General features: G+C 63.7%; 21 protein-coding genes and 1 pseudogene. 11 read left to right on the top strand and 11 right to left on the bottom strand.

What is annotated here, in order from left to right:
* Positions 1-246: 246 nt before the first annotated feature.
* From LGH82_RS18380 to LGH82_RS18365, 4 genes and pseudogenes are all read right to left on the bottom strand, one after another.
* Positions 247-1,362, bottom strand: coding sequence for an aminomethyltransferase family protein (locus LGH82_RS18380; protein ID WP_227344093.1), 1,116 nt, complete (start codon positions 1,360-1,362; stop codon positions 247-249).
* Positions 1,363-1,429: 67 nt separating this feature from the next.
* Positions 1,430-2,206 (bottom strand): ABC transporter substrate-binding protein, encoded by a 777-nt coding sequence (locus LGH82_RS18375; RefSeq protein WP_227344092.1) that lies wholly within the window; start codon positions 2,204-2,206, stop codon positions 1,430-1,432.
* Positions 2,207-2,318: 112 nt separating this feature from the next.
* Positions 2,319-4,011 (bottom strand): annotated as a pseudogene (locus LGH82_RS18370) (hydantoinase B/oxoprolinase family protein).
* A gap of 16 nt (positions 4,012-4,027) precedes the next feature.
* Positions 4,028-6,112, bottom strand: a complete 2,085-nt coding sequence (locus LGH82_RS18365) for a hydantoinase/oxoprolinase family protein (RefSeq protein ID WP_227344091.1) — start codon at positions 6,110-6,112, stop codon at positions 4,028-4,030.
* A 219-nt stretch (positions 6,113-6,331) separates the two neighbouring features.
* On the opposite strand from LGH82_RS18365, the gene LGH82_RS18360 reads away from it, so the two are divergent.
* The 6 genes from LGH82_RS18360 to LGH82_RS18340 all read left to right on the top strand — a co-directional run bounded on the left by LGH82_RS18360 (position 6,332) and on the right by LGH82_RS18340 (position 12,818).
* Entirely contained in the window at positions 6,332-7,159 is an 828-nt protein-coding gene (locus LGH82_RS18360) for a ferredoxin--NADP reductase (protein WP_227344090.1), read from the top strand.
* A 228-nt stretch (positions 7,160-7,387) separates the two neighbouring features.
* Complete coding sequence (gene deoC, locus LGH82_RS18355; RefSeq protein ID WP_227344089.1) at positions 7,388-8,443, top strand: deoxyribose-phosphate aldolase; 1,056 nt, start codon at positions 7,388-7,390, stop codon at positions 8,441-8,443.
* A 57-nt stretch (positions 8,444-8,500) separates the two neighbouring features.
* Complete coding sequence (locus LGH82_RS18350; protein ID WP_227344088.1) at positions 8,501-10,873, top strand: aldehyde dehydrogenase family protein; 2,373 nt, start codon at positions 8,501-8,503, stop codon at positions 10,871-10,873.
* A 186-nt stretch (positions 10,874-11,059) separates the two neighbouring features.
* Complete coding sequence (locus LGH82_RS18345; RefSeq protein ID WP_227344087.1) at positions 11,060-11,791, top strand: SDR family oxidoreductase; 732 nt, start codon at positions 11,060-11,062, stop codon at positions 11,789-11,791.
* A gap of 42 nt (positions 11,792-11,833) precedes the next feature.
* Positions 11,834-11,956 (top strand): hypothetical protein, encoded by a 123-nt coding sequence (locus LGH82_RS33370; protein ID WP_264484331.1) that lies wholly within the window; start codon positions 11,834-11,836, stop codon positions 11,954-11,956.
* A gap of 16 nt (positions 11,957-11,972) precedes the next feature.
* A complete protein-coding gene (locus LGH82_RS18340) occupies positions 11,973-12,818 on the top strand; it encodes a fumarylacetoacetate hydrolase family protein (RefSeq protein ID WP_227344086.1) in 846 nt (281 codons plus the stop codon).
* Positions 12,819-12,830: 12 nt separating this feature from the next.
* Here LGH82_RS18340 and LGH82_RS18335 read toward each other — a convergent pair whose 3' ends face one another.
* On the bottom strand, positions 12,831-13,055 hold the full coding sequence (locus LGH82_RS18335; RefSeq protein WP_227344085.1) for a hypothetical protein: 225 nt from the start codon (positions 13,053-13,055) through the stop codon (positions 12,831-12,833).
* 286 nt (positions 13,056-13,341) lie between these two features.
* Entirely contained in the window at positions 13,342-15,345 is a 2,004-nt protein-coding gene (locus LGH82_RS18330; protein WP_227344084.1) for a PhoX family protein, read from the bottom strand.
* Positions 15,346-15,593: 248 nt separating this feature from the next.
* Here LGH82_RS18330 and LGH82_RS18325 point away from each other — a divergent pair, with 248 nt between their 5' ends.
* Entirely contained in the window at positions 15,594-15,935 is a 342-nt protein-coding gene (locus tag LGH82_RS18325) for a hypothetical protein (RefSeq protein ID WP_227344083.1), read from the top strand.
* Between the two features lie 13 nt (positions 15,936-15,948).
* A complete protein-coding gene (locus tag LGH82_RS18320) occupies positions 15,949-16,650 on the top strand; it encodes a phosphatase PAP2 family protein (protein WP_227344082.1) in 702 nt (233 codons plus the stop codon).
* 47 nt (positions 16,651-16,697) lie between these two features.
* Here LGH82_RS18320 and LGH82_RS18315 read toward each other — a convergent pair whose 3' ends face one another.
* The gene (locus LGH82_RS18315) at positions 16,698-17,216 is read right to left on the bottom strand and encodes a hypothetical protein (protein ID WP_227344081.1); all 519 of its coding nucleotides are present in this window, start codon (positions 17,214-17,216) and stop codon (positions 16,698-16,700) included.
* Positions 17,209-17,556, bottom strand: coding sequence for a hypothetical protein (locus LGH82_RS18310; protein WP_227344080.1), 348 nt, complete (start codon positions 17,554-17,556; stop codon positions 17,209-17,211). The genes LGH82_RS18315 and LGH82_RS18310 overlap by 8 nt, the downstream gene beginning before the upstream one ends.
* 219 nt (positions 17,557-17,775) lie before the next feature.
* Between LGH82_RS18310 and LGH82_RS18305 the strand changes: the two genes are divergently transcribed.
* Positions 17,776-18,780, top strand: coding sequence for a helix-turn-helix transcriptional regulator (locus LGH82_RS18305; RefSeq protein ID WP_227344079.1), 1,005 nt, complete (start codon positions 17,776-17,778; stop codon positions 18,778-18,780).
* Positions 18,781-18,801: 21 nt separating this feature from the next.
* Here the strand turns inward: LGH82_RS18305 and LGH82_RS18300 are convergent, their stop codons facing one another.
* Positions 18,802-19,452 carry a DUF6622 family protein gene (locus LGH82_RS18300; protein ID WP_227344078.1) on the bottom strand — a complete coding sequence of 217 codons (651 nt, stop codon included), beginning with the start codon at positions 19,450-19,452 and terminating at the stop codon, positions 18,802-18,804.
* A 126-nt stretch (positions 19,453-19,578) separates the two neighbouring features.
* On the opposite strand from LGH82_RS18300, the gene LGH82_RS18295 reads away from it, so the two are divergent.
* A complete protein-coding gene (locus LGH82_RS18295) occupies positions 19,579-20,439 on the top strand; it encodes a LytTR family DNA-binding domain-containing protein (protein ID WP_227344077.1) in 861 nt (286 codons plus the stop codon).
* A 61-nt stretch (positions 20,440-20,500) separates the two neighbouring features.
* Here LGH82_RS18295 and LGH82_RS18290 read toward each other — a convergent pair whose 3' ends face one another.
* Positions 20,501-21,445 carry a CHAD domain-containing protein gene (locus tag LGH82_RS18290; RefSeq protein ID WP_227344076.1) on the bottom strand — a complete coding sequence of 315 codons (945 nt, stop codon included), beginning with the start codon at positions 21,443-21,445 and terminating at the stop codon, positions 20,501-20,503.
* Positions 21,442-21,915, bottom strand: a complete 474-nt coding sequence (locus LGH82_RS18285; protein WP_227344075.1) for a CYTH domain-containing protein — start codon at positions 21,913-21,915, stop codon at positions 21,442-21,444. Before LGH82_RS18285 ends, LGH82_RS18290 begins: the two co-directional genes overlap by 4 nt.
* A 93-nt stretch (positions 21,916-22,008) precedes the next feature.
* Between LGH82_RS18285 and LGH82_RS18280 the strand changes: the two genes are divergently transcribed.
* Complete coding sequence (locus LGH82_RS18280) at positions 22,009-22,701, top strand: CerR family C-terminal domain-containing protein (RefSeq protein ID WP_227344074.1); 693 nt, start codon at positions 22,009-22,011, stop codon at positions 22,699-22,701.

Here is a 22,701-nt window from a genome sequence, read left to right as displayed (position 1 = left end):
CCCCAACTTCGTCATCCACGGGCGGAGCAGGAGCGAAGCTCCGTCGCGGAGACCCGAGGATCCATGCCATGACATGGATCGAAGAACGCAGCAGAGCAAAATTCTGCACCGCTGCGACAAGTTGAAGTCGCGGCATGGATCCTCGGGTCTGCGCCGCGTCGCTGCGCTCCTTGCTCCGCCCGTGGATGACGAAGTGATGGGTGTTTCCGCCAATCGCCGACGCATTCCGTCTATCGACGCAAGCGTCTAGCCACGTAACCTTGCCCCTTCCGGGTCAAAGAACGGCATCGGCGCCACCACCGCGCGTGTCGGCACGCCGGCAACATCGATGCTGAGTTCGGTGCCAACTGCCGTAAAGGGCAGCCGCAGATGGGCGGTCGCCAGCACCTTGCCCAGCGAATAGCCATGGTCGCTGTAGGTGACGACGCCGGCATCCTCGCCATCAGCCAGAACCCTGGCATCGGTTGCCGCTGGCGTGTCGCCGTCGAGGATCAGTCCGGTCCAGCGCTCGTCGAGGCCCTTGTCGCGGACCTTGAGCAGCGCCTCGCGGCCGATGAAATCGCCCTTGTCGAACTTGATCCAGCGGTCGAGCCCGACATGGAACGGCGTCCGGGTCTCGTCCATATCGATGCCATGCGCCGGATAGGCCTTTTCCAGCCCCAGCGTGAACATCGCCAGCACGCCATAGGGCTTCAGGCCGAAATCCCGCCCGGCGTGCATCAGCGCGTCCCAGACCGAAGCCGCCTCGTCGGCCGGCACGAACAGTTCGAAGCCGAGTTCGCCGGTGACGCCGGTGCGCGAGATCAGCAGCTTCGTCTCACCGATGCGTCCGGCGGTGAACGCCCAGCGCTTCAGCCCGTCCAGATCGGCATCCGAAACCAGCATCTTGAGAAGTTCGCGCGAGCGCGGTCCCTGGATCGTCGGGAAGGCGACGGCCGCCGTGATGTCGGTGACATAGGTCTTCCGCCCCTGCGCGTGATGCAGCAACCAGGGCAGCATCTTCAGCCGGTTGACCGAGCCGGTCACCAGCATGAAATGTTCGGGCGCCAACCGGAATACAGTAAGATCGTCCATGATGCCGCCGTCGTCGCGGCAAATGGTCGAGTAGCGCACCTGGCCCGGCGTCATGGCGGCTGCATCGTTGACGATGATGTGGTTGACCAGCGCCTCGGCATCCGGCCCCTTGATGTCCATCTTGCCCATGGTGCTGAGATCCTGCACGCCGACATTCTTGCGCGTGTTCAGATGCTCGTCGGCAATGCCGGAGTAGTACTTGGCCGAGATGAAATCGCCGCCGACCCGACCCATGGTCGCGCCCAGCCCAACGATGCTGCTGCAGAAAGGGGATCGCCGCTCAGCCAAGAAAATCTCCATTATTCATGAAAAACGGCAGCGCCCGACAGCGCTGCCGAGGGCGTCGTTGTCGGTCTCAGTTGCCGTAGACGTCGAAGGCAAAATACTTGTCGTTGATTTCCTTGTATTTGCCGTTGGCGCGCAGCGCGTCTATTGCGGCATTGAACTTGTCGGCCAGCTCCTTGTTGCCCTTCTGCAGCGCGATGCCGACGCCGGGCCCGTGGATGGCCGGATCGGCCGTCAGCGTGCCAAGCAGCCTGCAGCATGCGCCGTCGGGCTTCTTCAGCCATTCGGTCAGGATGATCGAGCCATCCATCATCGCATCAAGCCGGCCATTGGCCATGTCGGTGCGGGCGTCATCGCCGGTCGGATAGGCCTTGATGGTCGAGCCGCTGTATTTGTGCTCGGCGAATTTCTGGTGGATGGTCGCGGTCTGCACGCCCAGCGCCTTGCCCTTCAAATCGTCCGGCGATGTGCCGGTGATCGTCGAATCCTTCGGCACGGCGATGGCCGGCGGCGTCTGGTAGTATTTGTGGGTGAACTCGACCTTCTCGGCCCGCTCGGGCGTGATGGTGATGTTGATGATCGCATCGAATTTGCCGGCCTGGAGTGCTGGAATCGAGCCGTCGAAATCCTGCACGATGAACTCGCAATCGGCCTTCATCTCAGCGCACAGCGCCTTGCCGAGATCGATGTCGAAGCCCCCCAGCGTGCCGTCGGCATTGGCATAGTTGAAGGGCGGATAGGCGCCCTCGGTACCGATCCTCAGCTTCTTGTCCTGGGCGGAAGCGGCACCCGTGGCGAGCGCAAGGGCGACGGAAGCGGCAAGCACGAAACGACCGAAAAGACGCATGTTCCAGATCTCCGTTGACCGGAGAAGTCTACGGGCTTTCAAGCTGCCGGCGGAGACGGAAACGACATGTCATGCGCCGATCACGGCGCGGTGATCGCGCATGTAAATCCGGTCACGTTCCTTGTGCCGCGACCCCGAACATGTCTCTTGCCTGCTCGGCGGTATAATAACCAAGCTTGACGTCCTGGGCGACCAGTTTCGGATCGCGCTCGCGCGGATCGCCATAGCCGCCGCCGCCCGGCGTGCCGACGCGCACGCGATCCCCGGCCTTCAGCGCGATGTCCTGCTCCTTGGAGAGATGCGGTGGCACGTGCGCCTCGCCGTTGCGGAAAACGGTCACGGTGTTGACCGCGCCGTCCTTGCCGCCCAATGCGCCCTGCGGGCCGAAACGGCCATGGTCCATGACAAAGGATGCCCGGGCGTCGCCGCGCAGGATTTCCACCTCATAGGCAAGGCCGAAACCGCCACGATGCTTGCCGGCGCCGCCCGAGCCTTCGCGCAAGGCATAGTGGCGATAGAGCACCGGAAAGGCCTGCTCCATGATCTCGACCGGCGGCGATTTTGAGATGCCGATGGTCGAGCAGCCATTGGTCAGGCCGTCATGGCCGGCATTGCCACCATAGCCGCCGCCGGAGATCTGGTACATGACGTAGTCGCGGCCGCGCGCCGGATCGTTGCCGCCGAGCGCGAAATTGCCGCTGGAGCCGGCGGGCGCCGCTGTGACCTTGTCCGGCAGCGCTTGCACCATGGCCGCGAACACCGCCTCGGCGATGCGCTGCGATACTTCGGCGGCGCAGCCGGAAACAGGACGCGGATATTTCGCGTCGAGGAAGGTGCCTTCCGGCCGCTTGACGATCAGCGGCTCAAAGGCGCCGGCGCTGATCGGCACATCCGGGAAGATGTGGCGCATGGCGAGATAGACGGACGACAGTGTCGTCGCCAGCACGCTGTTCATCGGCGCAGGGCTTTGACGAGCCGGCGAAATCGAAGGTCAGCGTATCGCCCAGTTTCTCGACGGCGAGCGCGATGGTCAGGGGCTCGTTCACCACACCGTCGGAATCGACAAACGCCTTGGAATGATAGGTGCCGTCGGGGATGGCCGAGACGTTGGCGCGCATCTGTTCGGCGGCGCGGCGACGCAGTTCGGCGATCGCCTCGACAACGGTTTCGTCACCGTAACGATCCAGGATGCCATTGAGCCGGTCCTGGCCGATCAGCAGCGCCGCGGCCTGGGCGCGGATGTCACCGATGCGCTGGTCGGCGACGCGGATGTTCGAGCAGATGATGGCGTAGATCTCGCGGTCGAGCACGCCTTTCTTGAACAGTTTGACCGGCGGCAGCCGCAAGCCTTCCTGCTCGACTGCCGTTGCGGAGGCCGAGAAACCACCCGGCACGGAGCCGCCAATGTCGGGCCAATGGCCGGTGTTCGACAGCCAGCAGAAGATCTTGCCGTCCCGATAGACCGGCATGGCGAAGCGCACATCCATCAGATGCGTGCCGCCAAGATAGGGGTCGTTGACGATGTAGATGTCGCCGGGCTCCGGGGCCAGGCAGCGCCCGTCGGCGATCATCTCGATCACTGTCCTGGTCGAATATTGCATGACGCCGACGAACACCGGCAGGCCTTGGCTGCCTTGCGCGATCAGCGAGCCATCGACGGCCGAATAGATGCCGTCGGAACGGTCATTGGCCTCGGCGATGACCGGCGAGAAGGCGGCGCGCGAAAAGGTCAGGTCCATCTCGTCGCAGACCTGCTGCAGCGCCGCCTGGAGAACCGAAAGCGTGATGGCGTTGAGCTTTGCCATATCAATGTCAGGCATCTCAGGCCTCGCCGATATCGATGATGATGTTGCCGTCGGCGTCCGAGCGCGCCCTGTCGCCGGGTTCGAGCACGGTGGTCGCGTCCATCTGCTCGAGGATCGCCGGCCCTTCGATGACCGCGTCGAGTGGCAGCTTTTCCCTGATATAGATCGGCGTGTCGTGCCATTTGCCGGCATACCAGACCGGCCGGATCTCGCGCCTCGCCTCTTCCAGCGTTCTTACGCGCCCGGCCGGGTCGATCAGCCGCGACAGATCGATCGCGGGCCGCACGCCGGTGACCGACGTGTTGAGGTTGACCAGATTGGCGCGGATCTCCGGCAGTTCGACCTTGAAGCGGGCGAAATAGGCTTTTTCGAACAGGTCTTGCAGCGTTGCGCGAGTTACCGATGACGACGGCAGGGGCACGTTGATGATGTGGGTCTGGCCAACGAACTGCATGTCGGCGGAGTGGGTAACGCGGATCGTTTCCGGTTTTACCGCTTCCTTGCCGATCAGCTCCTCGCCTTCGTTTCGGTGCCGTTCCAACACAGCGTGAAGCTGGGTTTCATCAAGCACCGCCACCGGCTGGTTGACCGTGTTGACGAAATCGTGCCGCAGATCGGCGACGACGCAGCCGAGCGCGTTGGTGATACCGGGACGCGCCGGCACCAACACCCGGGGCAGGCCGAGTTCGCGCGCCAGGGCGGTGGCATGCAGCGGACCGGCGCCGCCAAAGGCGAACAGCGCGAAATCGCGGGGGTCATGGCCGCGCGACACTGAGACCATGCGGATGGCGCCGGCCATTTTCATGTTGCCGAGCCTGAGCACCGCACCCGCTGCTTCAACGCCGGACAGGCCGGTCGCCTTGCCGATCCTGTCCTCGAAGATGCTGGTGACTCGCTCGATGGTGACCGGATTTTCGACGGCCAGCAGCTTCTTCGGCGCCAGCCGCCCCAGCACCAGATTGGCGTCGGTGATGGTCGGCTCCAGCCCGCCACGCCCGTAGCAGATCGGGCCGGGATTGGCGCCGGCACTTTCCGGACCGATCTGGATCAGCCCAGCGGCATCGACCCGGGCGATCGAGCCGCCGCCGGCGCCGACCGTGTGAACCGCCACCATCGGCACATGGATCGGCATCGCATATTCGATCTCGATCTCGTTGGAGACGGCGGGTTCGGCGTTGCGGATCAGCGCCACGTCGGTCGAGGTGCCGCCCATGTCATAGGTGACGAGGTTTTCGTAACCGGCGCGCTTTCCCGTATAGGCGGCGGCGATGACACCGGAGGCCGGGCCGGACATCACCGTCTTTGCCGATTCGCGTGTGACGAAGCGCGCCGAGATCATGCCGCCATTGCCGTTCATGATCAGGAAGTCGCGGGCATAGCCTTTGGCCGCCAGCTCCTTGCGCAGCCGTTCGACATAGCGCTCGAGAATCGGTTGCACCGAGGCGTTGACCGCAGCCGTCACCCCGCGCTCGAATTCGCGCGCTTCCGACAGCAGCGCATGTCCCGTCGTGATGTAGCCGTTCGGCCAGAGCTCGGCGGCGATCTCGGCCGCGCGCCTCTCATGCGCCGGATTGGCATAGGAATGCAGGAAATGGATGACCAGCGACTCGCAGCCATCCGCGATCAGCGTCTTCACCGCCTCGCGCATTTCGGTCTCATCGAGCGGCGTGCGGATGGTTCCGGAGGCTTCGACGCGTTCCGACACTTCAAGGCGCAGATTGCGCGGAATGATCGGCACAAAGCTGCCGGTCATGCCATAGGCCTGCGGTCGTGTCCGCCGGCCGAGTTCGATCACGTCGCGAAAACCGCGCGTGGTGATCATGCCGGTTTTCGCCAGCCGGCGTTCCAGCACCGCGTTTGTGGTGGTGGTCGTGCCATGCACGATGAGGTCGATGCCGTCGATCGGAAATCCGGTGGCGCCAAGTGCTGAAACGACACCGAACGCCTGGTTGTCGACCGTGGTCGGCGTCTTGGCGATATGCACCCGGCCGCCATCACGACCGTCGATCAAAAGCAGGTCGGTGAAAGTTCCGCCGACATCGATGCCGGCGACGACATTGCCCAGCGAATCCTGCGGCTGCACCGAAAAATTCTCTTTCATCGTCGAAACCCGAAATGCGCGGACTACGGATATGCAGCAGTTTGGAAAGGTGTTTCGCGGCGGTATCTTGACGCAAATATCGTTTGTATACTAATAAATTCCGGACACAAGAGCTTACCGCTTCGGAGTGTGCCGAGCACGCCGGGACCTGAACGGTCCGGGCGTGCAGGAGAAGGTTTGGCGCCAACGCCCGAAGGTTGCGCCGGAAGGTTGGATTTGATGAACACCACACCCGCGTTCAACACCGCCGATGCCCGGCCACTGCAGTTTCCGATTCCGGCCAATGTCTATGCGCAGACGGTCGTGTCGGTAAAACACTATACCGACCGGCTGTTCTCGTTCCGCATCACCCGCCCGCAGTCGCTGCGCTTCCGCTCCGGCGAGTTCGTCATGATCGGCCTGCCCAATGCCGAGAAGCCGGTTTACCGCGCCTATTCGGTGGCCAGCCCCGCCTGGGACGAAGAGCTGGAATTCTTCTCGATCAAGGTGCCCGATGGCCCGCTGACGTCGGAACTGCAGAAGATCCAGGTCGGCGACACCGTCATCATGCGCCAGAAGTCGACGGGCACCCTGGTGGTCGACGCGCTGACCCCGGCCAAGCGGCTGTTCATGATCTCGACCGGCACCGGCATCGCGCCCTTCGCCAGCCTGCTGCGCGACCCCGACACCTATGAGAAGTTCGAGCAGGTCATCCTCACCCACACCTGCCGCGACATCGCGGAACTGACCTATGGCCAGGAGCTGGTGGCGGCGCTCGAAAACGACCCGCTGATCGGCGAACTGACCGGCGGCCGCGTCACCCTCTACAATTCGACGACGCGCGAAACTTCCGAGCGCATGGGCCGCATCACCGCGCTGATCGGCTCCGGCAAATTCTATGCCGACCTCGGCATCGAGAAGCTCAACCCGGAAACCGATCGCATCATGATCTGCGGTTCGATGCATATGCTGAAGGACGTCAAGGAACTGGCCGAAAGCCTCGGCTTCCATGAAGGCTCGCTCAGCCATCCCTCAAGCTTCGTCGTCGAACGCGCCTTCGTCGGCTGAGGCCTCCAGGGCATCGCTCGAAAGCCAGGTTTTGACCTTCCGGTCAAAAATGTGCTGCCATCGCAGCCTTTTTCAGCTATCAATCGCCTGAGGACTCGTGAAGCGTGGCTTCGCGGGCTATCTTTGTGCGTGTCGCCCAAAAGTGACTGTCCGTTTTGGAAACTGGCGGTTTTGGGAGATGACACGCGCCAAGACATAAGCGCACGCCGCTGAACGAAAGGGCAGGAGATGAGCAGCACGATCCGCGAAGCCGACCTCGGCGCCGGCGCCTCCAAGGTGACCTCGCTGCCGGCGCGCGCCGCCGCCAATATTCCCGTCCAACTCGGCCACGGCATTGCCCGCAACCCCGGCATGAAGCTCGACCTCGGCTTCATGGAATCGATGCGCAGCGTCAACCGCTCGGCGCTGGAACGGCGCGTCGCCAGCTTGACCAAGCGGCGCTCGATCAAGGCCGACAACCAGGCGGCCTGGCTGCTGCGTTCCATTGCCTGCATGGACCTGACCACGCTGAACTCCAACGACACGGATGAACGCGTGCGCCGGCTCTGCGCCAAGGCGATCAATCCCTTGCGCCGTGATCTCATCGAGGGTCTCGGCATAGAAGGCGAAACCATCCGCCCGGCCGCCGTCTGCGTCTATCATCCGTTTGTCGCCACCGCCGTCGACGCGGTGCGTGGCACCGGCATCCATGTCGCCGCCGTCTCCACCGCCTTTCCGCATGGCCTTACGCCGCTGTCGACTCGCCTGCAGGAAATCGAGGCCTCGGTGAAGGACGGCGCTGACGAGATCGACGTCGTCATTCCGCGCGGGCTGGTTTTTGGCGCCAAGTGGCGGGAGCTTTACAACGAGATCGTCTCCATGCGCGCCGCCTGCGGTGACGCGCATCTGAAGGTCATCCTGGGCACCGGCGACCTTGCCACGCTGCGCAATGTCATGCTCGCCTCGATGGTGGCGATGATGGCTGGCGCCGATTTCATCAAGACCTCGACCGGCAAGGAAAGCGTCAACGCCACGCTGCCCGTCGGCCTTGCCATGGTGCGCGCTATCAGGGCCTATTTCGAGGAGACCGGCTATCTCATCGGCTTCAAGCCGGCCGGCGGCATTTCCACCGCAAAAGTCTCGCTCGACTGGCTCGTGCTGATGAAGGAAGAGCTCGGCCGACCATGGCTGGAGCCGACCCTGTTCCGCTTCGGCGCATCGAGCCTTTTGACCGACATCGAGCGGCAACTCGAGCATCATCTCACAGGTCACTATTCAGCCAATCATCGCCACGCGATGGCTTGAGGCGAGTGAGACCTTGAACGTAGCCAGAACGATAATCTCCTCCCAAAGGAGCGTCCCATGAACATTCTCGAACGCTATCACGCCATGGAGTACGGCCCGGCGCCGGAAGCCCGCAACGAGGCCGATGCATGGCTGGCCGCGCGCGATTTCGGCAAGGCGCTGTTCATCGGTGGAGAGTGGAAGGCGGCCACTGGCGGCAAGACCTTCGACACCAGCGATCCCTCTTCCGGCAAGCTGCTGGCCAAAGTGTCCGACGCGGGTGCCGCGGATATCGACGCCGCGGTTTCGGCTGCCACCAAGGCGCTGCCGAAATGGAGCGCCAGCACAGGCTACCAGCGCGCTAAAGTGCTCTACGCCATCGGCCGCGCCATGCAGCGCCACCAGCGCTTGTTCGCGGTGCTGGAATCGATCGACAACGGCAAGCCGATCCGCGAAAGCCGCGACATCGACGTGCCGCTGGCCATCCGCCATTTCATCCATCATGCCGGCTGGGCGCAGGCGTTGGACAAGGATTTTCCCGGACAAAAGGGCGTCGGCGTCGTCGGCCAGATCATCCCGTGGAATTTCCCGCTCTTGATGCTGGCTTGGAAGATCGCGCCGGCGCTCGCCGCCGGTTGCACCGTGGTGCTCAAGCCGGCCGAGTTCACGCCGCTGACCGCCATCCTGTTCGCCGAGATATGCGAACGCGCCGGCGTGCCCAAGGGCGTCGTCAACATCGTCCAGGGCGGGCCGGAAGCGGGCATTGCCCTCGTCAATCATCCTGGCATCCAGAAGATCGCCTTTACCGGCTCTTCGGAGGTCGGCAAGATCATCCGCAAGGCCACCGCCGGATCAGGGAAAAAACTGTCGCTGGAGCTTGGCGGCAAGTCGGCCTTCATCGTCTTCGAGGACGCCGATCTCGACAGCGCCGTCGAAGGTCTGGTCGACGGCATCTGGTTCAACCAGGGCCAGGTCTGCTGCGCCGGCTCGCGGCTTCTGGTGCAGGAAGGCATCGCGGACGCCTTCATCGCCAAGGTCAAGGCGCGGATGAGCCGGCTGCGCGTCGGCGCTCCGCTCGACAAGAACACCGATATCGGCCCGCTGGTCGACTTGACCCAGCTCGACCGCGTCAAGGGCATGGTCGCCGAAGGCGCCAGACAGGGCGCCATCTGCTGGCAGCCGGATGTCGCTCTGCCGTCCTCCGGCTACTACTATCTGCCGACATTGGCCACTGGTGTTTCGCCGGCTAACATCCTCGCTCAGGAGGAGGTGTTCGGCCCGGTTCTTGCCACCATGACCTTCCGCAACACCGAGGAAGCGATCGAACTCGCCAACAACACGCGCTATGGGCTCGCCGCCTCGGTGTGGAGCGAGAACGTCAATCTGGCCCTCCACGTTGCACCGCAGCTGAAGGCCGGCGTCGTCTGGGTCAACGGCACCAACATGTTCGACGCCGCCTGTGGTTTCGGCGGCTACCGCGAAAGCGGCTTTGGCCGCGAAGGCGGGCGTGAAGGCATGTTCGAGTATCTGACAGCGAAGCTGCCGCTTGGTCCGGTCATCAAGCCGGCAACGGTTTCGGCCCAACCGGTCGAGCAAGCCGAAGGTGGTGCCATCGACCGGACGGCAAAACTGTTCATCGGCGGCAAGCAGGTGCGGCCGGACGGCAATTACTCGCTGGCGGTTGCCACCGCCAAGGGCAAGCTGGCCGGCGAAGTCGGGCTGGGCAGCCGCAAGGATATCCGCGACGCCGTCTCGGCCGCGCGAGCCTGCAAGGGTTGGCCTGAGGCGACTGCCTACAATCGCAGCCAGGTGCTCTATTATATGGCCGAGAACCTTTCCGGCCGTACGGATGAATTCGCCGCTCGCCTTGTCCAACTCGCCGGCGCTACCGCCAAGGCGGCGCGGGAAGAGGTCGACCAGTCGATCGAACGCTTGTTCTTCTATGCCGGCCTTGCCGACAAGTTCGACGGCAGGGTGCATCAGCCGCCAGCCCGCGCCGTGACACTGGCTTTGCACGAGCCGGTCGGTGTTATCGGCATCGTCGCGCCCGACAATGCGCCGTTGCTTGGCCTGATCTCGCTGGTCGCGCCGGCGCTCGCCATGGGCAACACGGTCGTTGCCGTGCCTTCGGAAAAGTACCCGCTGCTGGCCACCGATCTCTATCAGGTCATCGAATATTCCGACATTCCCGCAGGCGCCATCAACATTGTCACCGGCCGCACGGCCGAACTCGCCGGCGTGCTGGCCAAGCATGACGATGTCGACGGGCTCTGGATATTCGCTGATGCCGACACCTGCGCCAAGGCGGAGGCCGACTCGATCGGCAACCTCAAGCGCGTCTGGAGCGGCAATGGCCGCAGCCTCGACTGGACCTCGGATGAGGCCGCCGGCGACGCCTTCCTGCGCCGCGCCGTCGAGGTCAAGAATGTCTGGGTGCCCTATGGCGATTGACGCCTTGGCTGCCGCGCAAGTGATCTCTGTTCGGGCTTGACGCCCGGATGCGTGTTCTTTAACGAGAAAAAACATTTTTATCTGTGAGCACAGTGGCGCAGGCCGCACAACGGTGTCTGACTGGTACATGACGCCTTGGCCGGCTGCCGATAAACCCGGACGATCACAAGCGGCGAGGAGAACAATATGGCGGATCTGGCAGGCAAGGTGGTCGTCGTCACGGCGGCGGCGCAAGGCATCGGCAAGGCGAGCGCACTGGCTTTTGCCAAGGCTGGCGCCATCGTTTACGCCACCGACATCAACGAAGTGCTCCTTGCCGAACTCGGCAAGACGGCGGGCATCAAGACCCGCAAACTCGATGTGCTGAATGACGCGGCCGTGACGTCGGCCTTCGCGGAGATCGGCACCGTCGACGTGCTGTTCAATTGCGCCGGTTTCGTCCATTCCGGCTCGATCCTCGAGATGAAGGACGCCGATCTCGATTTCGCCTTCAACCTCAATGTCCACGCCATGATCCGCACAATCCGGGCGGTGCTGCCCGGGATGCTGGAACGTGGTGACGGTTCGATCATCAACATGGCGTCGCTGGCGAGCTCGACCAAGGGCGTGCCGAACCGCTTCGTCTATGGGTTGACCAAGGCGGCCGTCATCGGCCTGACCAAGTCGATCGCCGCCGACTATGTCGGCAAGGGCATACGCTGCAATGCTATCTGCCCCGGCACCGTCGAGAGCCCGTCGCTGCAGGACCGCATGCATGCGCAGGGTGATTACGACGCGGCGCGCGCGGCCTTCATCGCCCGCCAGCCCATGGGCCGTCTTGGCACGCCCGAGGAAATCGCCGATCTCGCCGTCTATCTGGCTGGCGCCACCTATACGTCGGGGCAGGCCTACAATATCGATGGCGGCTGGTCGATCTAGAGCATGATCCCGAAAGGTGGAATCCGGCTTTCGGAAAAGGTCATGCTCAAAAAAAAGATAGAGCAATTGACGGAAAAACGCGTAGCGGTTTTCCGTCCGAAATGGCGTTGGAACAAAGAGATAGAGCGGTTCCGTGAAACGATGAACCGCTCCAAATCAATCTGACTGAGGAGAGGCTACCATGAAACTGCTGCGCTATGGCGACGTCGGGAGCGAACGGCCCGGCCTGCTCGACGCCGATGGAACGATCCGCGATCTGACCGGACATGTGGCTGACATCAGCGGCAAGGCACTCGATCCGGCGTCGCTGACGGCCCTGGCGAAGCTCGATCCGAAGTCGCTGCCGGCTGTGTCCGGCAGCCCGCGCATCGGCGCCTGCGTCGCCGGCACCGGCAAGTTCATTTGCATCGGCCTCAATTATTCCGACCACGCCGCCGAAACCGGCGCAACCGTGCCGCCGGAGCCGATCATCTTCATGAAGGCGAGCTCAGCCATTGTCGGTCCGGACGATGACGTGCTGATCCCGCGCGGCTCGGTGAAGACCGACTGGGAAGTCGAACTCGCCGTGGTCATCGGCAAGACAGCCAAGTATGTCAGCGAGGCCGATGCGCTTGATTATGTAGCCGGCTACTGTGTTGCGCATGACGTCTCGGAACGCGCCTTCCAGGCAGAGCGCCAGGGCCAGTGGACCAAGGGCAAGAGCTGCGACACCTTCGGCCCGACCGGCCCATGGCTGGTGACCAAGGACGAAGTGGCCGACCCGCAGAACCTCAAGATGTGGCTGACAGTCAACGGCAAGACCATGCAGAACGGCTCGACCAAGACCATGGTCTATGGCGTCGCCTATCTCGTGTCCTATCTCAGCCAGTTCATGTCGCTGCACCCCGGCGACATCATCTCCACCGGCACGCCGCCCGGCGTCGGCCTCGGCATGAAACCGCCGGTCTACCTCAAGGCCGGCGACGTCGTCGAACTCGGCATCGAGGGGCTCGGCCAGCAGAAGCAGACCTTCAAGGCGGACGTGTAGCGCCGGGGTTCGTCAGGCCGACTTTGGCTCGAGCCGTCGGAAGCCGACGGCTTCCATCAGCATGTCCTCGTCGACCATGCCGGCATTGTGCAACGCAAGCAGGGTGAGCGCGATTTCGCGCGCTTCGGGCGATTCCGGAAGCGCTTCGCGGCGCTTGCAGGCTTCATCAAACACGCGTTGCAGCCTGGCGATATCGGCAGGCTTGAGCAGGCCACGGTCATGGACGGACTTCGGCATGGCGGTCTCCCTGAAGGAGGAGTTAGGGCGCCATTCCTAAATTGCCAATCTTTCCTGTGGCTTGAGTAGGACAATTGCGAATTACTATCCAGCCGTGGTGCTGCCCCTCACCTGCCTGCCGGCATCCTCTCCCCGTATAGTGACGGGGAGAGGGCGCTCTCATCGATGGTTCGCCAATGACCAGCGTTGCAGGGAGTGCCAGCGTCGCGACCAGCCTCATTCTCCCCGTCACTATACGGGGAGAAATGTCCGGCAGGACAATGAGGGGCGGCGCCAGCCTCGACAATCAGACCGCGATCTTGCCGCCGCCCTGCTTGGTGATGGCGACGACCGCCGGCCGCACCGGCATGTCCTGCTTGAAGTCGGGCCAGCGGGTCGACGGGTCCTCATAGTAGGACGGGCGGCCGAACGCTTCCCAGTCCTCGCCGCCATCGCCAGGATGCTGGACGGCGACGAAGGCGGTCTGGTCATCCGGTGCGAACAGCGGGCCGCACATTTCGGCGCCGATCGGTACGCGGAAGAACAGCTTTGAGGTTGCCCGCGCCGGCCCTTCCGTATCCACCGCCCACAGGCCATCCGTGCGGCCGGTGGCTTTCGGGCCCTGGCCGTCGGTGGCGACCCACAGACGCCCGGCCGAATCGACGGCGCAGTTGTCGGGCATGCCGAACCAGCCATTGGCCGTTGTTGCCGTCGAGAAGGTGGCGCCGACATCGGCCACGGCCGGGTCACCGCATTTCAGCAGCACTTCCCACTTGCCTTTGGCAGCCGCGAAATCACCCCCGTCCTCGGCGATCTCGATGATGTGGCCGAAGGCATTCCCCGCGCGCGGGTTGGCGGCATCGACCTGGCCGGCCTTGCGCTTCGAATTGTTGGTCAGCATGACATAGACCTTGCCGTTGACGGCATTGGGCTGGATGTCCTCGGGCCGGTCCATCTTGGTGGCGCCGAGCAGGTCGGCGGCACGCCGCGTCTCGATCAGCACGTCGGCCTGGCTGGTAAAGCCGTTCTCGGCGGTCAGCGGTCCCTGGCCGAAGACGATCGGCAGCCATTCCACCGTGCCGTCCTCGGCGAACCTGGCGACATGCAGCGTGCCGTCGTCGAGCAGGTCCTTGTTGGCCGCGCGATCGTTGGTGTTGAAGGTGCCCTTGGTGACGAACTTGTAGACATAGTCGAAGCGCTCATCGTCGCCGAGATAGAAGACGACACGGCCATCCCTGGCGACGATCGATTCGGCGCCCTCATGCTTGAAACGGCCCATGGCAGTGCGCTTCTTCGGCACGGATGTCGGATCGTCGACGTCGACCTCGACGATCCAGCCAAAGCGGTTGGGCTCATTAGGCTCCTTGGCGAGGTTGAAGCGATCATAGTGCGCCGCCCATTCATAGGCGCCTTCGGGAATGCCGAGACGCTTGTAGTTGGCGGCTTCCTTGTGGCTCTCGGGCAGGTCGCCGGAGAAATAGCCATGGATGTTTTCCTCGGCCATCACATAGGTGCCCCACGGCGTGACGCCGCCGGCGCAATTGTTGACGGTGCCGAACACCTTGGTGCCGGACGGATCGGCGTTGGTCTTGACGCGGTCGTGGCCGGCGACTGGGCCCGAGAGCGCCATTTCGGTGTTGGAGGTGATGCGGCGATTAAACTTGCCGTCGCGCACCACCTGCCATTTGCCTGACACCTTGCGGATCTCGACGATGGTGCCGCCATGCGCCGCCATCTCGACATCGACCTGCTCCTTGCTGAGCGGGGCGAGTTCGGCCGACGTCTTGCCGTCCTTTTCGACGATCTTCACGATGCCCGGGAACATCAAATGCGGGTTGGTGTATTCGTGGTTGACGACCAGCATGCCGTGCTCGGCCGAACCGCCGATCGGGATGTAGCCGACATAGTCGTTGTTGTAGCCGAACTGCCTGGCCTGCGCCTGCGCCGACTGCTTCGTCGGGTCGAATTCCGGTGAGTCGGCAAACAGCGGATCGCCCCAGCGCAACAGCACATCGGCATCATAGCCCGGCGCGACATGATGCTTGTCGTCGATGCCGGCTTCGAGTTCGTCGAATTTGAAGGCCGAGCCTTCGGCCGCGCGAGCATCGTCGGCGGCAACAAGCGCCAGCGGGCTGACGGTGGCGGCGATGGCCGCGACGGCGAGGGAACCCCTCAGGAAGCCCCGGCGCGAGAACCGCGCGGCGATGATCTCGCCCATGGTGCGGTTGTCGGTCGGGTTGGTGCCCGCGCCTTCGTTTTCCTCGAGCAGGCTGGTGCGGAATCTTGTGTCGGGGGCGCGATCTTCGGTCATAGGCTTGCCTCTGGCTTTTGAGTGGCTGGAGCGGGGGGTGCCTGTTCAACTCCTTATAATCGACCGATCACATTTTCGTGACAGCGCCGGGTTCTTTCAACCGCGACCGGCATTCCGTGGGCAAGCCGCAAATTTCAGCATTCGGTCGCGGTCTGCTGGCACCTGGATCTTGGCCCGATGGACGTTGCTTGACGTTCCGGCACGGTTCGGAAACAAGGACTCCCAAAAGGGTCATTGAGGGGCAAAAAGTGAGTTTTTCCGGATTGCTGCAGCTCGGTATCTCAACCGTCATCTTCCTGCTGGCTGCCACGGCGGCAAAGCAATGGGGGCTGGCGCCGAGCCTGGGCAAGATCGTACTGACACTGGCGCTTTATTCGCTGGGCAATCTGATCATGCTGAGGCTGATCCGCGAATTCGGCATGTCCGTTTCGTTCAGCCTGTCGGCGGTCATCCAGCTTGTTTCTGTGAATGTCGTGGCGCTGCTCTTCTTCGGCGAGCGCGTCAACGCGCTGCAGGCAACTGGCATCGTGCTGGCTATCGCGGCGGTGGCGCTGATCACGCTCGGGCCCTATCTGCAAGGACGATTGTAGGACGACCAGCCCTATGAAGACCGCCACTCGCGCACTGTCCAACTGGATCGAATTTCCCGCGTTGCTGGCCGGGCTGGTCATTGCCGGCGGGCTGTGGGGTTTCGTGGAGCTGGTGGAACTGGCGCGGGCCACCACGCCGCATACCTTCGACACCGAAATCCTGCTCGCCTTCCGCGAGCCGGGCCAGCCCAACAATCCGATTGGCCCGCCATGGCTGGAAGGCGCCATGCGCGACGTCACCAGCCTCGGCAGCGCCAGTGTGCTCGTGCTGATCACAGCGGCGGTGATCATCTATCTGCTGCTGGTGCGTCGGTGGGGAATGGCGCTTTTCATGTTCGTGGCGGTGGCGGGCGGCCAGGTGCTGTCGAGCCTGCTGAAGGTTGGGATCGACCGGCCGCGCCCGGAACTCGTTTCGCATCTGGTGACCGAGACCTCGCTGTCCTTCCCGAGCGGCCACGCCATGCTGTCGGCGGTGACCTATCTGACGCTGGGTTCGCTCGCGGCCCGCTTCCTGCATGGGCGAACGACCAAGATCTATGTTTTGTCGCTCGCCGTCCTGACAACGGTGCTGGTCGGCGTCAGCCGCATCTATCTCGGTGTCCATTGGCCGTCCGATGTCCTGGCCGGCTGGTGCGCCGGCTTCACATGGGCAATGCTGTGCTGGCTGGTTGCGCGGGCGTTGCAGCGGCGCAAGGTGGTCGACAACAGCGAGTGATCCGTAGCCAGGATAGATGACCCGACGCCGAACCGTCGAACAACATGCTATTGCTGTCGGATCGTCGGATCGAGGATGAGACCGCGGATCCTTGGTGTCAGGGGTCTCACGATATCCACGAAGGGACGGCCCTCGGCACGCAACACCATCAGGGCGTCGATCTGTTCGTCGATGGCAGAGATCGTTTCACCCTTCTGCGTGTCGCTTAGCTCCTCCATGTCGGAAATCGCCTTCTTCATCCTGCCGAAGATCGGATCGAGTTCCGCGATCGGGATGGTGGCCAGGAACCCGCGCACGGTCTCGCCCAGCGCGACCTCCCAGCTTTCGGCGGTAAAGCCGGCGGCGGCGATCAGCCCCTTGTCGGCCGCGTCGCGTTCGTACCAGTCGGCGGCGATCTCCTCATCATAGGCGAACTGACCAAATTCAGGCTGAAGAGCCGCGATCAGGCCCACGACGGCGGAGGCGTCGCGCGAGGTCAGCGCCATGGCCCGGGAGGTTGGAAATATGATGCCGAGAACCAGTATGAGCGCGCCCACCCGGCATATTGTCGCCAGGAAATCAACCATAGCAGTTCTCCGCCATGCCGGCCCGGGCCGTGCTTGTGGCCTGCGACTGCAGCACGGAGCCACCGATCGAGGCGGCCTGGCCGGCAATGACCCCACCATTGCCAGCCAGACCGCCAAGGCCCCCCGCCGCCGACAGAACGCCGCCAAGCAGGGCCGCATTGGTCTGCGCCCGCGCCGCCTTCTGGGCGGCCTCGGCGCAAGCCGCTTCCTTTTTCGTCACCTTGTGCTGGATCTTCTTGCTGTTGCCCGCGCTGGGGACCGGCGATGGTTCAGCCTCGATCTGGCCCGTCTGGCATCCGGCCAACGCGATGGTCAGCGCCAGGAAAATTCTCTTCCTCATGTAGGTCCTCATATCCAGACAGCGGCGCCCGCTTCAGGTCGCGATGATCGCCGCTGTCTTGCCCCCACGCGGTTCCGGGTTCGGAAGCGCGACGCAAACTAGGTCTGGCAAAAGCGGCCGGCTTGGACAAAACGGCCCCAAACACAGCCAAAACGGTCCTGTATTGACGTTTCAGGGGCCTCGGCGCATATCAGCGACCTCCTGGGCATGGGGGTGCCGATGACTTCGACGATGGGGCCGTCTGCTTCGTTTCGATTGACGACCGACATGGTTCCGGAGCGGGATCGTGTCGAGATCACGCGTGAGGTCTATGGCCGCACGGTGCTGAAAGTAGACCTTGATCCTCTCGCACCCGCTGAGGTCGACATGCGGGTGCGCGCGCTGCCCGGCCTCGGCATCGCCACCGGCAGTTCTTCGGAATTCAGGGTTCATCGCTCGACGTCGCTGATCGACAGTGACGACCTGATCCTGCTGGCGCTGCTCGACGGAACCAGCGTGATGAAGCACCGTGGCCGCGAGGAGCCGGTCGGCAACGGCCGTGCGCTGATGATGAGCGGCGAAGAAGTTGGCCTCAACCTGATTGGTCCCGGCGGCATTCGCTTCGTCAATATGAGCTTCTCGCTGAAGCAGCTTTCGCCGCTGATCGGCGATCCGGCATCCGTGCTGATGCGTCCCTTGCAGACCGATGCCGGGGCGATGCGGCTGTTGCTCGACTATGTCCAGTCGATCCACGAGGTCGGTGATACGTTGACGCCCGAGACTTGGCACCTTGCGGCGACACATATCTTCGACCTCACCGCGCTCGCCTTGGGCGCGACAAGAGACGCGGCCGAGATTGCGCGAGGGCGCGGCGTGCGTGTCGCCCGGTTGCGCGCCATCAAGGCCGACATCATCGCCCATGGCGGGCATGTCGACCTGTCGGCCGAGGATGTCGCCACCCGCCACCGGCTATCGTCGCGCTATGTGCGCAAGCTGTTCGAGAGTGAGGGCACCTCGCTGTCGGATTTCATGCTGCGCCAGCGGCTGGTCCGCGCGCATCGCATGCTCGGCGATATCAGCCATGCCGGCCGCAGCATCACGGACATTGCCTACGAGGCCGGCTTCAACGACCTCTCCTATTTCAACCGGGCATTCCGCCGCCGCTACGACGCGACGCCCTCGGATGTGCGCGCGGCATCTGTCAAATCGGTCGGCACCGCGACGGACGAGGAGGGGAAGCTGTAGTCCCTATCCGGTCGGACACATCTACAGGGGGTTGGCGACGCCATCCGACTTCCGCGCTTCGTTGCGAAAGAAACCCGAAGGAAGGACGCCGACTGTGCGGGCAATCATCATTGCGGCGAAGAAACCCGACAGGAAGGCGCTCGCCAGAATGAAGCTGGGGATCTCAGCCAGTGCGGGGTCCACGCCCAGGGCGACGCCCTTGGCATAGCGGATGACGATGATGGCGACGATGAGGACCAGCGGCACCCAATCGCCCTGCAGCGCCAGCCGGCCGTCGGCGAGCATCTTGGCGGGGCGGCGACGCGCAACCGCGATGCCGGTCAAGGCGCCAGCCACGGCGCCGCAGGCGAAACCGAGCAGTCCGCTGACTGAGATACCGGACGAGGCCAGGTTGTAGAGAGCAAGACCGGTGATGAGCGCAGGCATGACGAAAAGCCGGCGCGGCGCCACGATGCGGGCCCTGGTCCGGTTCCAGCCGATGAACAGGCCGTAGAGGATCAGCGGCCACACCCAGACCGGCGTGTGGGAAAGTATGCTGTTCAGGCTGGGGACATGGGTCTCGGCGGCCAGCGCACCGCCGCCGGAAGCCAGGATGAGGCCCGCGGCAAGAACGGGAAGGGCCAGCTTGCCCGTCAAGGCCTTCCGGCAGCGGCGGACAAGTTGAAGGGACATTGCGCATCTCCGTGCGATGTTGAAGGGTTGCCGCCGGCGCGGTATCGGCTTGGCGGGTTCGCCCGGCACCATGGCGGCGCGGAGCCGGGGTATCAAACGCGTCTTCGGCAAGGGACGGACGGCTACGTGAAAGACACGCTGTTGCATTCCACGCTTCGCGAAATGCAGGCTTTGCTGTTCTCGCCGCGCTTCTGGGGCGCGCTTGCGGCCGTGTCGGCGATCCTTGGCCTCACCGGGCCGTTCGGGACCTACCAGCAGCTCGAGCTTCTGCCGCGCTTCGCCTACTGGCTGGCGCTGGCCCTGGTCACTTTTATCGCCGGCCATCTGGCCATGAGGCTGACGCTTGGTATCGTCTTCGGCAATGCCGGCGCGCAGCCGGTCCGCACCGTGGTTGCCGGCATCGCGGCGGGGGTGCCGGTGACGCTGGTCGTGTTGCTGTTCAACCACGCGCTGTTCGGCGGCCCTGTTCCGCCAGTGGCCGAGGTTGCAAGACTCTTCGTCAACTGCAGTCTGATAGCGGCGGCGATTTCCTTCCTTTCCACTCTGGCCGGCAGAGGTGCGCGAAACGTCCCTGCCAGTGACGGTGCACCGGCCGACGAGCTCGCCGGCAATGATGCGAAGCAGGATGCGCTCGATCAATTCCCACCTTCGGTATCGCCTCCGTCGCAATCCGCGCGATCGGCTCTGAACGACCGGCTGCCGCATGCCATACGCGGAAAGCTCGCCTATCTGTCGATGCAAGATCACTACGTCGAAGTGCATACAGACAAGGGGACGACGCTCGTCCTGATGCGGCTTGCCGACGCCATCCGCGAGGCCGGCGACATCCCCGGCCTGCAAATCCACCGCTCGCATTGGGTGGCGCTGGATGCCGTCACCGGCAACCGGCGCAAGGACGGCAAGCTGTTCCTGAAACTGGGAGAGAGCGTGCTGCTCCCGGTCAGCCGGTCCTATGCCGATGCCGTGCGCAAGGCAGGGCTTATCTAGAGGCTGATCGACGGGTTTTGCCCGTGGGCCTCAGGCGCTTCACTTTGGCCTGCGACAGCGATCAGGCAGCGGCTGGCGCATCCTCTTCATGCCTTGCCGCACCAGCCAGATCGTCGCGCGCCTTGCGGGCAAGTTTCCTTGTCGACCGCTTGGGGCTGTCCCCGAACAGGTCGGCGGCCTCGGCGAGGCATGTTTTCTTCAAATGCTTTTCCGAGCGCTTCAGCAGCTTGGCAAGAAGCCGCGTCTCCTTCGGCGGCCCGAGCGGCCAGTCCTCCGCGTCGAGAAGGGCGCGCATGACCAGCACATCATGCAGCTCACCCAGTCTTTCGCCGAGTTCGTCAACCGCCTTGCGCCTGGCCTTGATCGGCGTCGGCCAAAGCCGTCCAAGCAGCGACAGATGCATGCCGTGGGTCTTGGCTGCCTTGCGCAGATCGTGGAAATCGTCGGCGTCGCCACGCGACCCCGCTCTGCCCAGGGCCTTCCTGGCGCGACGCAGGGTGAGGCGGGCGCCTTCAGCCAATATGTCAGCGGCCTGCTCGGGCAGATCGGGGAGGGCAAGCGTACCGATGCGGCTCCTGCCGGCCTCGCAGGCGGCGATCGCGGTATCGATCGTCGCGGCGAGATCGGCGCCGGCATGAAGCGCCTGCTGGCGTGCGACGAGCCGCTCGCGCACCACGTTCAGCCCGCCATCGGCGCAATGTTCTGGGAAATCCGCCGCCAGCCGGTCGACGGTCTCGATCAGCGCCGTCGCTTCACGCGGCCCGGCAAGCAGTCCCGCCACATCACGGTAACACTGGTTTTCGGCGACGAAGAATATTTCGTCTCCGGAACGAACGAGGCGCAGCAAGGCACGCACATTCTTCAGCCGCTTGCGGCATTTGTGCAGCGCCTGTTCCGGCTGGCCAAGTGCCGCGTCAAGATGGACGAGCGCCTTGCCGATTTCCTCGGCGAGGATACGCCTGACCTCGCCGGTCAGCGGAAGGCGCGGATCAATGCGGAAGCTCATGCGGCGATCTCCGGAATCCCCCCGAGGGCGAGCGACGCGTTGTAATATCTTGACTCGCCGGTCACTTCGCGGCCGAGCCAGTCTGGCAGCATTTCGTCCGGTACGTCGTCCGGCGTCTCAAGCTCGGCGACCACAAGCCCTGCAAGCGCGCCGCCGAAAACATCGACTTCATAAAGGTAGCCGCCATGCCTAACATGGTGGCGTGTCTTCTCGATGACACGCCCGACGGCGAAAGCCAGCATCTCCTCGGCCTCGGCCAGCGGGATCACATATTCGAATTCGTCGCGCTCGCGGGCCTTGCTGCCAAATTTCAGCGTCAGCTTGGCTGACGCGCCATCGCTGATGCGCACGCGCACCGTGCGACCAGGCGCGGCGGCAAGATAGAACTGGCGGATGCGGATATCCGCCTCTGCCAGAGTCCGCCATGCAATGCCGGAGACCAGGAATTTGCGCTCGATTTCCTTTGCCATGGGCCGGCACTAAAGCGCGCGCGGCCGCAGATGGCAAGTCGGAGATGGCCTGGTTGGATTGACTTTAATCATTCGATTGATTAAAAACCGCACATGAGCAAGACAGAAAGTGCTGGGGTTCGACTGCCGGAAACGGTGCAATCTCCCGCCGAAACGACGCGTGCGGCGCTTGTCCAGGCCGCGCTCAGGCTCTTCGGTCAGCAGGGTTTTGACGGCACCTCGACACGCGAGATCGCGGCCGAGGCCAAGGCCAATATAGGGTCGATCGCCTATCATTTCGGCGGCAAGGAAGGGCTTCGCATCGCCACAGCCGACTACATTGTCGAGACGATGCAGGAGATCGCCGGGCAGGCAATTGGCGATCTGCCACCACTGGCGGCGGGAACATCCAGTCGCGAGGCGGCGCAAGCGCAGCTGTTCATGGCCCTGGAGCACATGGTGGGTTTCGTTGTCGCAAGCCCGCGGGCAGGCGCGATCGTGCAGTTCGTGCTGCGTGAACTCTCGCACCCGACCGCGGCGCTCGATCGCATCTACCAGGGCGTGTTCGAGCCGACGCATCAACGGCTCTGTCTGATCTGGGAACAGGCGACCGGCGAGCCGGCCGAAAGCGAGGCGACCCGGCTCACGGTGTTCACGCTCATCGGCCAGGTCATCTATTTCCGTATTGGCCGCGAAGCAGTGATGCGTCGCATGGGCTGGCAGGTAATCGGCGATGCCGAGGCAAGCAAGATCGCGGCGGCGGTGACGGACAATCTCGGCGCCATCCTGGCCGCCAGGAAGGGATAG

Origin of the sequence: Mesorhizobium sp. PAMC28654 (assembly GCF_020616515.1) — a bacterium.
Taxonomy (GTDB): domain Bacteria; phylum Pseudomonadota; class Alphaproteobacteria; order Rhizobiales; family Rhizobiaceae; genus Mesorhizobium.
Note: the sequence above shows the minus strand (reverse complement) of the source record. Positions and strands in the feature narration are given on the sequence as shown.